Genomic DNA, 13,502 nt, shown 5'->3' on the forward strand with positions numbered 1-13,502 from the left:
TATTTAAAGCCATGTAGAGACTTGTTTAACATCTAAACGGTTGCTTTTGTGAGCAGGTTTGACTGCTTTACCAATTGTAATTAACATCACTGGTACATATCTATCAGAGATATTGAACTCTTTGACAAAACCCTCTTTATTGAAGCCACCAATTGCACAGGTATCGAAGCCTTTTGCTTTTGCGGTCAACATAAGCTGCATTGCAGCTAAAGAAGCATTTGAAAAAGCAGCATCTCTGGCAAAGGTCTCATTTGTATATGCACCATTAATTTGCTTGGCTAGTGTTTCTTTGATTTCTGCGCTCATGTAGCCAGCATGAACTAATGGCTCATATACCGTTTCAGTATTTTTATTAGCTTCTAAATCACCAAGTATAGCAATAACTGCTGAAGATTCAACAATTTGATTTTGATTGTAAGCTATAGGGAGAAGCTGTTGTTTTGATTGATCACTATGAAAAACGGTAAAGTGCCAATGTTGTAAATTCCAAGCAGATGGTGCAAGTGTTGTAAATGAAAGAATATCCTCTAATTCTTCTTTAGTAATTTTTTTATTTGAATCATAGTTACGTACTGAAGTACGAGACTTTATAACGGACATTAAATCCTCTGTGTATGTTGAACTCATTAATACATCCTCCTAATATTTGAATTGTAATGGTTGATACTATATACTAAAAGTAATAGACTTACTTTTAGTAAGTTCCTTCACATAAGGAACATCATAATTGATATAATAAATTGAGTCAAGAGAAACGAAGCAAGGGGAGATAAAATGAAACTAAATCTTTGTCCAAAAATGGAGTCTGCCTTTAGACTTTTAGGTAAACGTTGGATTGGTATTATTATTCATGTTTTATTGGACGGACCAAAAAGATTTAAAGATCTAACTGAGATTATCCCTAGTATTAGTCAAAAGATGCTATCTGAGCGACTAAAAGAACTGGAAAATGAAGGACTTGTAGAGCGGATTGTCATAGATGATACACCAGTGAAAGTTATATATCAGTTAACAGACAAAGGGAAACACTTAGAAGGTGTTATGTGTGAGGTAGGGAAATGGGCTGATACCTTTTGTAAAACAGAAGGAGAGAATTGACATGAGTAGAACGGTTATTATTACTGGGGGCTCGAATGGTATTGGTAAAGAGCTCGTATATCATTATGCTAATAAGGGTTATAAAGTTGTAATTGCAGATATAGATGAAAAAAGTGGGGAAGAAATAGTAAATCAATGTAAAGTGAATGATTTAACAGTTTATTTTATTAAGACAGATGTCTCAAAAATTGAAGACATAAAAATTTTAATTCAGAAAACACTTGATCACTATGGTTCATTAGATATTTTAGTTAACAATGCTGGACTATCGAAATGGCAATCTCCCTATGAAATTACAGTTGAAGAATGGGATACAATGATTAACACAAATTTAAGAAGTGTGATGTTTACCTCAAGGGAAGCTGCAAAGGTCATGAAGGAAAATGCTAATGGAGGCAAAATTGTTAATTTAGCTTCAACTAGAGCTTTCATGTCAGAACCAAACTCTGAAGCCTATGCAGCAACTAAAGGAGGAATCATTTCACTCACCCATGCTCTTGCAACATCATTGAGCGATGATGGAATTCAAGTAAATTCAATATCACCTGGTTGGATTGAAACAGGAGATTATAGCAAATTAAGAGGTATTGATCATTCACAACATTTATCGAATAGAGTTGGGAAACCAGAAGACATAGCTAAAGCATGTTATTATTTAACCTCCCCGGATAATGAGTTTGTTACTGGAATAAATCTCACTATCGATGGTGGAATGACAAAGAAAATGATTTATGAACATTAAAGATCTTCCAATTGATTAGAAATTCAAACGAATTACCTAAATTATAGGTGTTTACCCAATCCAATTGTTATTTACATGAATACATATTAGTGTAGGTAATTATTCGAGGAGGTAAAGGAATATGTCACATTTTGTTAGACATGGTTATGGTAATCCACATCAAGAAAGATTCTTTTTTGGTGGACCTTTTGTTGGAGGGCTTCTTGGTGGTTTAGTTGGTAGTGCTGTGTTTAGACCACGTCCAATTCCATATGGAGGATTCCCGCCGTATGGTGGATATGGTGCTCCTTATGGTTACGGATACGGATATGGATATCCTTATGGACCTTTCCGTTATTAATCAGAGAATTGATTGTCAATTTTTAAATGATTGGTAGAAACAAATAAAAAACAATGGGCTGACTCAATTAGAGTCAGCCCTCGTTTTTGTACTAATAGGTAATATCTATTTCTGAAATTGAATTTTCATCTAATTTTACTAATTGTATTTCAAGATAGTGATCAATATATCTAGCTTTTGTACCCTTGCGTTTTACGGGTGCTGGAAGCATGTATTTTGATATATCACCCTGTTTTGGGTAGTTTTTAACTAAAAGTCGATGATTTGTATGCTGTAGCTTAATATCTTTATCATGATTTTTTGGAATATTTAGCTTAACATATACAAATTCATTTGTTTCAAAAATTTCGGGTGTGGGTTTTTCAACCTTTTCAACCCTTTCATTTTGTGCTAAATCTCCTTGGAATGGGAAGCTTTGAGATAAATCGCCACCGAATACGTTTTTCATTACGTTTTGGATATAGTTTTCAACTTCTTTGGGGTTCATTTTATTTAAATTTTTAGTGAAACTACTTTGGTCAAATGGAAATTGTTTGTTCCACGGAAACATTTTTTCACATCCTTAAATGTAAGATTTATAACTATGCTATGCAGTAGAGGGTTAAACGGTTAGCAATGCATATATGTTGTGGTACAACTTCCCTTAAGTTTATAATGGTTTTTATGAAGAGCTCTTTATTGCTTGAGTAAAGAGAATGTATATAGAAGCTATTTATAACTGCCTTAGGTTATTAAGAAGTGAGGTAAAAGATTATGAAATCAACTGAGGCTAATACGTATCAACAGGGGTTACTATACACTGCTGGGTCCTATCTTCTTTGGGGGATTTTACCTTTGTATTGGAAATTGGTGGGGAATGTAGCTTCTGAAGAGATTTTAGCACACCGGATTTTTTGGTCATTTTTGTTTATGTTAGTGGTACTAGGTATTAATAGTGAATGGAAGCAGTTGATTAGTACCTCAAAGAAAATTATCCAAAAGCCCGTTATACTAGTAACATTGATCATTTCATCAATTTTAATTAGTATTAATTGGTTTGTTTATATTTGGTCAGTAAATAATAATCAGATGATCGAAGCAAGTTTAGGTTATTACATAAATCCTTTAATTAGTGTTTTACTAGGAATGATCTTTTTTAAGGAGAAGTTAAATCTTCTGCAAAAAATATCTTTTGTTGTTGCGGCCATTGGTGTGCTCTATATGACATTAAATTACGGAAAAGTGCCTTTTGTTGCTTTAACACTAGCTTTAAGCTTTGGATTATATGGCTTAACCAAAAAAATGACGAAATTAAGCTCTGCAATAGGCTTAACATTTGAAACAATGGTTGTTACACCAATTGCCTTTTTCTACTTGGTCTTTTTAGCACAAAAAGGTGATCTGTTATTTTTTGATGTAGGATTATCAACCAAATTACTGTTGATTGGTGCTGGTGCAGCAACAGCTGTACCTTTACTTTTGTTTGCAACAGGAGCTAAGCGGATTCCATTGTTTATGGTGGGTATTCTACAGTATATTGCACCAACAATCACATTAATAATTGGTATTGTTATTTATAATGAAAAGTTCACTTATATTGAGCTTGTAACTTTTACATGTATTTGGACTGCTTTATTAATTTTCACATTATCACATTCAAAATATGTCAAAAAAATAGAAGTGAAAATTAAAAGAAAAAATTCCCTAGGGGTATAAGTCTTGAATTGTTGTTAATGCTTAAACAGCCTCTTAGCTTGAGGAAGCTCATTGACCAAAAGGGAAAGCAAACCTTTTTTCGAAAGTGAACACTCGTATCAGAATTTATAGATGGAAATTGAGAGGCTTTAGGATGATGAATTATAATGATTTACTTAGTGCTTATCGTGATCTTTGGACAAATCGTTCATTACCAGTTGAAGAAGATGAATATCAAACTTTAATAGACTCAATTACAAAAGAACTAAAAGATGAAATGACACATCCGAGAATTAGAAAAAGTCATAACGAGAAATTCTATTATTCAGTGAGTAGAATTATATCTTCTTCTTTAAACAATGAACAAAAGACACAATTGATTGAGTTACATATCCTTGCTATGAGAAATATCGAATACAATAAACATTAAGGAGACAAGTAGAAATGAAGGGAATTTCAAAAGATGCGGTACAAGCTTATCTTGATAAGTTCTTAAATAAATCTGTTTATATACATTTAGAAACAACAACAGGGTCGTATTCAGCACATAAAGACGAAAAAAATATGACCGTAGTAGCTTTTATCCGCAATGCAAAAGTTACGTATCATCAAGCGAAAATAACTGGAAATGGTCCATACCGTGTAGGTTTAAAGCTTGAGGATGGCTGGATATATGCTGAGGGACTAACTGATTGGGCACAAACAAATGATCAGCAATTATTACTTGCTGGTCATAATGGAGAAGGACAGCTAGCAATTGCACTTCAAATAAGTGAAATTCCTTTTGGTGAAATTGAGGGAGTAGAGGAGACTGAAAAATGAGAGAACATGTACTAGTCATTTTACCACACCCGGATGATGAAGCATTTGGTGTTGCAGGTTTAATTGCTAAAAATAGAAAAGCAGGTGTTCCTGTTACATATGCATGTGGTACTTTAGGAGAAATGGGCAGAAATATGGGTAATCCTTTATTTGCTAATCGTGAAATTTTACCCCAAATTCGTAAAAAGGAATTAAAAGATGCCTGTAAAGCAATGGATATTCAAGATTTAAGGATGCTTGGTCTTAGAGACAAAACACTCGAGTTTGAAGATGATGAGCAGCTAGCTACTATTATGGAAGGTATCATCGATGATGTAAAACCCTCTTTAATCGTTACTTTCTATCCAGGACATGGTGTTCACCCTGATCATGATGCTTGTGGTGCTGCAGTTATACGTGCTTTAGAACGTAAACCGATTGAAGAAAGACCTATAACTTATTGTATGGCTATTACTAAGAACCGTATTGAAGTGATTGGAGAGCCAGATATTCATATTAATATTACTGATGTAGCAGATGTTAAATTAAATGCATTAAAAGCACATCGATCACAAACTGAGGGTATGTTAAAACAAATAGAAGAAAAGCTTTTAAATAAAGATCCGGAATTTATGCATTGGTTTGAAAGTGAAGTATTTTGGACATATAAGTGGAACAGTTCTTTTTAGTTCTTGATAATTAGGTGATATTAAGACAAACAAGGCTGACTCAGTTCATTGAGTCAGCCTTGTTTGTCTTAATTTGTTGATAATTCTAGTTGTTTTCTTTTTTGGATAAAAGCAAGTCTAAAAGAAAGACCAATTGCTCCTGCTGCAAGGCCGGATATTAAACCAATCCAATATCCAAAAGCATCTAGTGGAGTGTATGTGGCTAACAAGAAGCCTACTGGAAGTCCAATTACCCAATACGATACAAGAGCCATTATAAAAGTTACATTAACATCTCTATATCCTCTTAAAGCACCTTGTATAGGAGCAGCTATTGCGTCTGATAATTGGAAGAATATAGCATATATTAAAAAGTCTTGAGTAAGCTTTAGTACATCAGGATCCGAAGTATAGATGGAAGCTACTTCTGGACGGAAGAAATAAATGAGTGCCGCCGATAAAATAGATAAAAACAGGGCGAAGCCAATTCCTAAATAACTATATTGTTTTGCGTCCTTTATTCTTTTTGCTCCTATTTCATGTCCGACAACAATCGTTAATGCCATCGATATACTTAGTGGAAGCATATAAAGGAATGAGGCAAAGTTGATAGCTGCCTGATGTGATGCAATTGTAACGGTATTATATTGCCCCATCAGTAAGGTTACAGCAGCAAAAATACTTGTTTCAAAAAATATAGAAAGACCAATTGGTACTCCAATAAGTAATATTTCAGCCCATGCTTTAAATGATATCTTATAAAATGTTTTAAAGATGCCAAATTCCTTAAAAGGAGCTTGCTTAAAAATAATGAAGATTGTTATTCCTGCAATACACCAATAGGTAATGGAAGAGGCAATTCCAGCACCGATACCACCAAGCTTTGGTGCTCCGAATTTACCAAAGATAAACATATAATTTAAGATAAAGTTAATAGGTAGAGATGTAAGAGTGATAAACATGGTTACTCTAGTAAGTCCTAACGCGTCAATAAAACAACGAAGTACAGCATAAAGAAATAGTGGGAAAATCCCAAATGATAAAGCTACAAGATAACCTTTTGCTATATGTATTACATCTTCCTCTAAGCCCATATTATGTAATATTGGATCTAATGTAAAAAAACCTAGTAGAATAATAAGTATTGAAATGAACAAGCTAACATATAACCCCTGTACAACCATAAAAGGAACATCTTTTTTCTTCTTAGCTCCAATTAGGTGAGCTACGATTGGTGTAACGGATAATAAAATGCCACTTAATCCAGTATATACTGGTATCCATAGACTTGAGCCAATTGCTACCCCGGCTAAATCGTCTCGATGGACTTTTCCGGACATAGTAGTATCGAAAAAGCTCATCGAGAATAAGCCCAGCTGGGTTACTAATATCGGAAAGAGTATACTCGAAAATTGGAACAACTTATCCCGATTTGAAACTGCTTCTTTCATATTAACATCCTCTTTTCTAGTTGTTGACTAGAGAATTATAACATGAATGATATCAATGAGATGTTATTTTTGTTCATTGTTTGATTTGCGTGATTCTCCTTTAAACATTTGAAAATAAAAAAAGCCTAATGATATCACACCTAAAATGCTAAAGATATATTGAAAAACCTTCTGAGTAATCATTGTTAAAACCTCCCTTTATAGTATGGTGTATTTTAGGAGATAATACTCATAATAATTTATAAGGATTTATTGCTGAAAGGAGATTTATCATTTGGAAAATCCTTCAACATTTGTGCATATAAAAAATCATATTTCTTATCACCTTGATCATATTATAGAAGAAGCTCTTTCGATGAAGAAATCTATAGGAGAGAAGGATTATTGCTTATTATGTGAACTTTCACATATAAGAGAACGATTTGATGAAATTCAGTCCTCGGCCTCATTTTTTTATTTAAAGGCGTATATTGGAGAATTTACAAAGAATTATATTGAAATTGCAAAATCGTTACAAAATTTATCGAAGAAAAGACATGGTGCACTCATCATTGTAGAACGGACTGAAACAATAGATCCCCACATTCAAGGTGGTATTCAAATTAATGCGGATTTATCAAATAGATTAATTGAAAGTATCTTTTATCCTGGTAATCCTTTACATGATGGAGCGCTTCTTATAAAAGGAGATTTGATTTATTCAGCGGCAAATGTACTTCCATTAACAGCACAAAATTTTGGTGCTGAAAAGGTTGGTACAAGACATCGGGCAGCGATTGGACTTTCAGAACAAACAGATGCCTTAATTTTAGTTGTGTCAGAAGAAACTGGAAAGATGTCTTTTGCATTAGAAGGTTCACTATATCCAATTAGTTCCTCAGATACTAATTTACACTAATATTACATTGTTCTATTTCGAGTAGCGAAATAATTTATAGGGTGTTATAGTAGGCTTACATACAAATTATTGGAAGAAGCTGAAACTATGTGGAGAAATAAAAATGTTTGGATTTTATTAATAGGTGAGCTAATAGCTGGTTTGGGATTGTGGATGGGGATAATCGGAAATTTAGAGTTTATGCAAAAATACATCCCTTCAGATTTTATGAAATCAGTTGTTTTATTTCTTGGATTGTTAGCTGGGGTGTTTTTTGGTCCTTTGGCAGGTAAAGTGATTGATACTTATTCAAAGAAAAAAGTGATGATTTATGCAGGAATTGGACGAATGCTAAGCGTTGTATTCATGTTCATGGCACTCCATTTTGAAGCAATCATTTTTATGGTATTTTTCATGGTTAGCATACAAATTAGTGCTGCTTTTTATTTTCCGGCTATACAAGCAGTCATTCCTTTAATTGTTAAGGAAAAAGACTTAATTCAAATGAATGGTGTTCATATGAATGTTTCTACATTAGCACGTGTCGCAGGTACAGCTTTAGCAGGGATAATGCTTGTTGTGATGGAAATTGAGTTTTTGTATATTGGATCTATGGTTGCCTATTTATTTATCTTAATCACGACATTTTCTTTGGATTTTGAAGAGCCTGATTTTGATAAGGTAAGAAGTAATAATTCTAGTAGTTTCAAAGATGTTTTACCAGTTTTAAAGGAAGTTCCTATTGTGATATCAGCACTTGTTCTTACCGTTATCCCAATGCTGTTTATTGGTGGGTTCAATTTAATGGTTATTAATATTAGTGAGTTACAAAACGATATATCAATTAAAGGTCTTTTATATACAGTAGAAGGATTATCATTTATGATAGGTGCTTTCTTTGTAAAGAAAATAACACATTTATTACCACCTATTAAGCTAATGTTCATTTTTGCTTTTTTAATATCGATAGCCCATCTTTCATTATTTTTTAGTGATATGAAAATTATGTCACTTATTTCTTTCGGTCTCTTTGGGTTAGGGGTTGGGTGCTTTTTTCCTATTGCTGCGACAATATTTCAGACGAAAATTGCTAAAGAATATCATGGAAGGTTTTTCTCCTTCCGTAATATGTTAGACCGCATAATGTTTCAAGTAGTTTTATTGAGTACAGGTCTACTGCTCGATACAATTGGTCTTCAATATATGGTCTTAATTTTTGGTGTGTTGTCTCTTTCAGCAGTGATTTATTTTGGTTTAAGGAATAGTCGACAAATGATTAATGAATCCCAGCTAATAAAGGAGAAAAACATTGTTTAAATAGGTGATACGAAAAGAGACAGAACTTATTTCTGTCTCTGTTTATGTATTATATAAGTTTTTTTACTTGATTTGGAAGGTAGATTAATTGCTATGTATGATTATAGATTAATATGTATCTTTTTACCTATTTTTGGCTTATTATACTTTTTTTTATAGAATTATGTAGTTTTATGTACACGAATCATTTAAACTATTTTTATCCAGGTAACTAGAATGAAATAAGCATTTTAGAAAAAGAGTGAGCAAAAAGTACTAAAATATATTTAAATTCATTTTTCGAGCACAAATTTTCTAAAATGGTTTTTTCAAAAAAGAGCCTTAGAAAAACCTAGGAGGTACATATTTTAATGAAACAAAAAATATTAGGACTTACAGCTACAGCTGTTGTCGGATCATCCCTATTTGCATCAGCAGCTGCTGCTGGAAATGTAGTGGTTAAAAGTGGTGATACTCTATGGAGCTTATCTCGCCAATATGATACAAGCGTAGGAGAAATTAAGAATGCAAATGGTTTATCAAATGATTTCCTAAGAATTGGACAAGTATTAGAACTACCTAATTCAACTAGTCAGATTCCAAAATCTAATCAGCAAGCAGCACCAACTGTAACTCCTAAGGTTTCAACGACAACAACAAAAGCTGTTACATATGTAGTTAAATCAGGTGACTCTTTATGGGTAATTGCAAGAGCTACCAACACAACAGTTAGTGAGTTGAAAAAACTAAATGGATTAAAAAATGACCTCATTAGGGTTGGCCAAAAATTAATAGTGAAACAAGCAACTACGACTACAACAAAAGAAACTGAAACCATTCCTGTAACTACACCAGTTAGTTCAACACCATCACAAGCGTCATCTTATTCGGTAAAAGCTGGTGATTCATTATGGAAGATTGCTAATCAATTTAACATTACCGTTGCTGAACTTAAAGTATCGAACAAGCTTACATCAGACGTGATAAAGGTTGGACAAGTTTTAAAGATTTCAGGTGAGATTCCTAACTCAGAAGTTCCGAAAAATACTGTTGAAACTAAACCAGCAAGTAAGATTGATACAATGATAAAGGAAGCGAAAGCACTTATAGGAACACCTTATGTGTGGGCAGGTAACACACCACTTGGATTTGATTGTAGTGGATACATTTATTATGTGCTAAATAAAGTTACATCTGTTTCTCGCTTAAGTACAGCTGGTTATTGGGGTATAATGAAACCAGTGACTGCACCATCAATAGGCGATTTTGTATTTTTCACAACCTATAAGGAAGGTCCTTCACATATGGGGATTTATTTAGGAAATAATGAATTTATCCATTCTAGTAGCTCTGGTGTAACAATTTCATCGTTAACGAATTCATACTGGCAAAAGCGTTATTTAGGAGCAAAACGTTATTCTTAATTTAAAATAATCGTTTTTAAAAAGACCATTTTCAGGTCTTTTTTTTGTTGAAGAAATTTAACTCAATTCATTATAATTTAGATTTTTGAATACTAGATGTTTTTTTAGTATACTCGAGTGTGGATTAGCAAAGCTTAACAGAGCTAATATTATGTAATGTTTACGAATAAAGTTATAAAATTTAAGCCTAACAATCATCATTAAAGTGTTAGGTGAAAAATGAAAGAAGGACTATTATGAATTCTAAACAATTAAGTGCATTACCAGATAAAATAAAAGAATTAATCGAAGGAAAAGTAAAAAGGTTTGAAAACGCTCAAGGAATAATAGGTGAAAGTGGTTTTACTCCTTCAGATGAAGCCATCTTAGAAGATGCAATGATTGCACTTGCTCTGGGTAAAAATGTTCTTTTGAAAGGGCCGACGGGCTCTGGTAAAACAAAGCTCGCTGAAACATTATCTCATTTATTCGGTCAACCTATGCATAGCATCAACTGCTCTGTTGACTTAGATGCAGAAGCACTATTAGGCTTTAAGACAATTACTAATGATAACGGAAAGACATCAATTGATTTTGTTTCTGGTCCTGTTGTAAAAGCTATGAAAAATGGACATCTGCTTTATATAGATGAAATTAACATGGCAAAGCCAGAAACACTTCCTATATTAAATGGGGTTTTAGATTATAGAAGAATGATCACTAATCCTTTTACTGGAGAAGTAATTAAATCTGATCATGATTTTACGGTTATAGCTGCTATAAATGAAGGGTATGTAGGAACCGTACCTTTAAATGAAGCACTAAAAAATCGTTTCGTAGTTATTGAAGTTCCTTATATCCAAGGAAAAGAGTTAAAAAAGGTATTAGAAAATCAATCATCTCTTAAGGATGAAAAATTACTAGAAACATTTACAAGATTATCAGCTGATCTGTTAACACTTGTTCAAAATGGTCAAGTTTCAGAAGAGGCTGCTTCTATAAGGGCCCTTATTGACACATGTGATTTAGCGAGCTATATGCCTCCTAAAAGATCAATAGAGAGAGCAATAGTTGATAAGCTAGAAGATGAAAGAGAAAAAGCTGCAATTCGAAATCTAGCAGATACTCTTTTTGAGTGAGGTTCTTAAATTGAGATTTATTAAATTTAACGATCAACAAGTAGATTCTTTTTTATTTATGGAGCTATCAGATCTTGCTAAAGCTTTAACGAAACAAGCCGATATCGAAGTTGATTATAGTGTTCAATCATATTTAGATCCAGTTGATAGAAAAATATTTATTAGTCATTTTTGGGATCATAGGGAAAAAAGCGAAACAGTTGAAGGGTTTAAGAGTGACATCTTTCTAAGAAGTATAGGCAACTTCTATTATACAAACTTTAAGGAAATTGGACTGTTTTTACAGAAAATAGATGCTTATAAATTGAAAAGTTTTGCAAAGCAACTTTGCATGCTTTTAGAAGATATTCGGCTTGAAGAAATTTGTATAAAAGATCGTCCTGGCACAAAAAAAGCCTTTAATATTAGAAAGAAATTATATAGAAAACACTTTCAAGGTCAATTGACGATTCACCAAGAACGAAATATTTTGACAGATGCACTTTTTAACTATATATATTTAAAGCTTACATCAGAGTCATTAGAAGAAATTCCGCTATTATCTGAAAGTTTAGACCGAACACTTCCTTATATTGATACAAAGATATTTTCAATTTATGAAGCAAAATCTACAACAGAGAGTATTAAAATTGTGCTAGATATAATGGATGTATTAGAAGAGATTCTTGATAAAGATATGTTAAATACATATTTCTATTTAGCAGAATTAGCTTACGAAACATTTCAGGCAAATACTCTTTTTGAAGAGCTTAAGAGAAAATCAAAGTTAAAAAACAAAGACTCTTTAAAAGATGCTAAATCAGGTGATGAGGATGTTCATGAAGACAAACTACCAACTTGGCACAGCGAGACTAGTAAACCAACGAAAAGTTTTCTGCAATTTGAGTTAGAACAAGGGACGAATACGACTATAAATGGTGACGGAACTGTCCGTGAAGGTGAGGACACAGACCAAGCACTTGCAATGGTACAAGGAACATCGAAAAAAGCGAAAAAGAATGATTATTCAAAGTTAGAAGCACTTGAAAATAAAAGTGAAGAACGAGCAACTGGAGGAGAATTAGCATATGGAAAAGAAAATAAATATGCTATCCCTATTTTTATTGATGCAACTTCTCCTAAAGCTAATGAAATAGATGAATATACGGAAAATCGGACTAACATAATGTTATTTCAAAACAAGCTTAAATTAATGATTCTTAAGACATTAGAGCATAAAAGAACAATGCCTAGAACAGATCTTCACATTGGAAGATTAAATAAAAAATTTCTACGCTTACTAACAGATGATAACCCAAAGCTATTTTACAAGAAGCAGGAAAAATCACCAGAAATCGATGCAGCTTTTACGTTATTAGTCGATTGTTCAGCATCAATGTACGATAAGATGGATCAAACAAAGTTAGGTATAACTTTATTTCATGAAACATTAAAATCAGTACGTGTGCCACATCAAATTGTTGGTTTCTGGGAAGATACAAATGAAGCGACAAAAACATATCAACCCAACCATTTTCATAAAGTTATAACATTTGAGAAATCATTAAATCAGCAATCAGGACCAGAGATTATGCAGCTGAAACCAGAAGAAGATAATCGAGATGGTTATGCAATTAGGCATATGACAAAGCAATTATCAAGACGTCAAGAAAAACAAAAATTCCTTTTAGTATTTTCAGATGGTGAGCCTGCTGCCATGGGATATGAAAGAAATGGAATTATTGATACACATGAATCGGTTTTAGAAGCAAGAAAAATGGGAATAGAGGTACTGAATGTATTTCTGTCTACAAGGGAAATTGATGAGGCTACTAAAAATACCATCCAGAATATATATGGAAGATATAGTGTTTTTGTCGAAAAAATTGAAGAATTACCAGAACAGCTTTTCCCACTATTAAAGAGATTACTTCTAAACACAATTTAAAGGGAAAAGGCTGGCTTGATATTAAGTTAGTCTTTTCTTTTATGTGAAAAATAATATTGAAGCAAACTTTATCCCATTTAATTAAA

15 protein-coding genes are annotated in these 13,502 nt (G+C 32.9%); 12 read left to right on the forward strand and 3 right to left on the reverse strand.

Features of this window, described 5'->3' with window-relative positions; all coding sequences use genetic code 11:
• Window positions 1–3: 3 nt before the first annotated feature.
• Entirely contained in the window at window positions 4–627 is a 624-nt protein-coding gene (locus tag JOC75_RS00535; RefSeq protein ID WP_204952186.1) for a nitroreductase family protein, read from the reverse strand.
• Between the two features lie 147 nt (window positions 628–774).
• On the opposite strand from JOC75_RS00535, the gene JOC75_RS00540 reads away from it, so the two are divergent.
• The 3 genes from JOC75_RS00540 (at window position 775) to JOC75_RS00550 (ending at window position 2,180) form a co-directional block, all read left to right on the forward strand.
• Complete coding sequence (locus JOC75_RS00540) at window positions 775–1,098, forward strand: winged helix-turn-helix transcriptional regulator (RefSeq protein ID WP_204952187.1); 324 nt, start codon at window positions 775–777, stop codon at window positions 1,096–1,098.
• 1 nt (window position 1,099) lies between these two features.
• Window positions 1,100–1,840 (forward strand): SDR family oxidoreductase, encoded by a 741-nt coding sequence (locus JOC75_RS00545; protein ID WP_204952188.1) that lies wholly within the window; start codon window positions 1,100–1,102, stop codon window positions 1,838–1,840.
• A 121-nt stretch (window positions 1,841–1,961) separates the two neighbouring features.
• The gene (locus JOC75_RS00550; protein WP_204952189.1) at window positions 1,962–2,180 is read left to right on the forward strand and encodes a hypothetical protein; all 219 of its coding nucleotides are present in this window, start codon (window positions 1,962–1,964) and stop codon (window positions 2,178–2,180) included.
• 91 nt (window positions 2,181–2,271) lie between these two features.
• On the opposite strand, the gene JOC75_RS00555 is transcribed toward JOC75_RS00550, so the two are convergent.
• On the reverse strand, window positions 2,272–2,730 hold the full coding sequence (locus JOC75_RS00555) for an Hsp20/alpha crystallin family protein (RefSeq protein ID WP_204952191.1): 459 nt from the start codon (window positions 2,728–2,730) through the stop codon (window positions 2,272–2,274).
• Window positions 2,731–2,933: 203 nt separating this feature from the next.
• Here JOC75_RS00555 and rarD point away from each other — a divergent pair, with 203 nt between their 5' ends.
• The 4 genes from rarD to bshB2 all read left to right on the forward strand — a co-directional run bounded on the left by rarD (window position 2,934) and on the right by bshB2 (window position 5,344).
• Entirely contained in the window at window positions 2,934–3,875 is a 942-nt protein-coding gene (gene rarD / locus JOC75_RS00560; protein WP_204952192.1) for an EamA family transporter RarD, read from the forward strand.
• A gap of 133 nt (window positions 3,876–4,008) precedes the next feature.
• On the forward strand, window positions 4,009–4,284 hold the full coding sequence (locus tag JOC75_RS00565) for a hypothetical protein (RefSeq protein WP_239589224.1): 276 nt from the start codon (window positions 4,009–4,011) through the stop codon (window positions 4,282–4,284).
• 14 nt (window positions 4,285–4,298) lie between these two features.
• A complete protein-coding gene (locus tag JOC75_RS00570; protein ID WP_204952193.1) occupies window positions 4,299–4,676 on the forward strand; it encodes a YojF family protein in 378 nt (125 codons plus the stop codon).
• Window positions 4,673–5,344, forward strand: a complete 672-nt coding sequence (gene bshB2 / locus JOC75_RS00575) for a bacillithiol biosynthesis deacetylase BshB2 (RefSeq protein WP_204952194.1) — start codon at window positions 4,673–4,675, stop codon at window positions 5,342–5,344. The genes JOC75_RS00570 and bshB2 overlap by 4 nt, the downstream gene beginning before the upstream one ends.
• Window positions 5,345–5,412: 68 nt before the next feature.
• Here the strand turns inward: bshB2 and JOC75_RS00580 are convergent, their stop codons facing one another.
• Complete coding sequence (locus JOC75_RS00580; RefSeq protein ID WP_204952195.1) at window positions 5,413–6,774, reverse strand: MATE family efflux transporter; 1,362 nt, start codon at window positions 6,772–6,774, stop codon at window positions 5,413–5,415.
• A gap of 274 nt (window positions 6,775–7,048) precedes the next feature.
• Between JOC75_RS00580 and cdaS the strand changes: the two genes are divergently transcribed.
• The 5 genes from cdaS (at window position 7,049) to JOC75_RS00605 (ending at window position 13,416) form a co-directional block, all read left to right on the forward strand.
• On the forward strand, window positions 7,049–7,672 hold the full coding sequence (gene cdaS, locus JOC75_RS00585; RefSeq protein ID WP_239589225.1) for a sporulation-specific diadenylate cyclase CdaS: 624 nt from the start codon (window positions 7,049–7,051) through the stop codon (window positions 7,670–7,672).
• 87 nt (window positions 7,673–7,759) lie between these two features.
• Complete coding sequence (locus JOC75_RS00590; protein ID WP_204952196.1) at window positions 7,760–8,968, forward strand: MFS transporter; 1,209 nt, start codon at window positions 7,760–7,762, stop codon at window positions 8,966–8,968.
• A 350-nt stretch (window positions 8,969–9,318) separates the two neighbouring features.
• Window positions 9,319–10,371: a C40 family peptidase gene (locus tag JOC75_RS00595; protein ID WP_204952197.1), complete on the forward strand. Its 1,053-nt coding sequence runs from the start codon at window positions 9,319–9,321 to the stop codon at window positions 10,369–10,371.
• A gap of 236 nt (window positions 10,372–10,607) precedes the next feature.
• A complete protein-coding gene (locus JOC75_RS00600; protein WP_204952198.1) occupies window positions 10,608–11,489 on the forward strand; it encodes an AAA family ATPase in 882 nt (293 codons plus the stop codon).
• Window positions 11,490–11,499: 10 nt separating this feature from the next.
• On the forward strand, window positions 11,500–13,416 hold the full coding sequence (locus tag JOC75_RS00605) for a vWA domain-containing protein (protein WP_204952199.1): 1,917 nt from the start codon (window positions 11,500–11,502) through the stop codon (window positions 13,414–13,416).
• The last annotated feature ends 86 nt before the right edge of the window (window positions 13,417–13,502 follow it).

The organism is Metabacillus crassostreae (genome assembly GCF_016908395.1).
GTDB lineage: Bacteria > Bacillota > Bacilli > Bacillales > Bacillaceae > Metabacillus > Metabacillus crassostreae.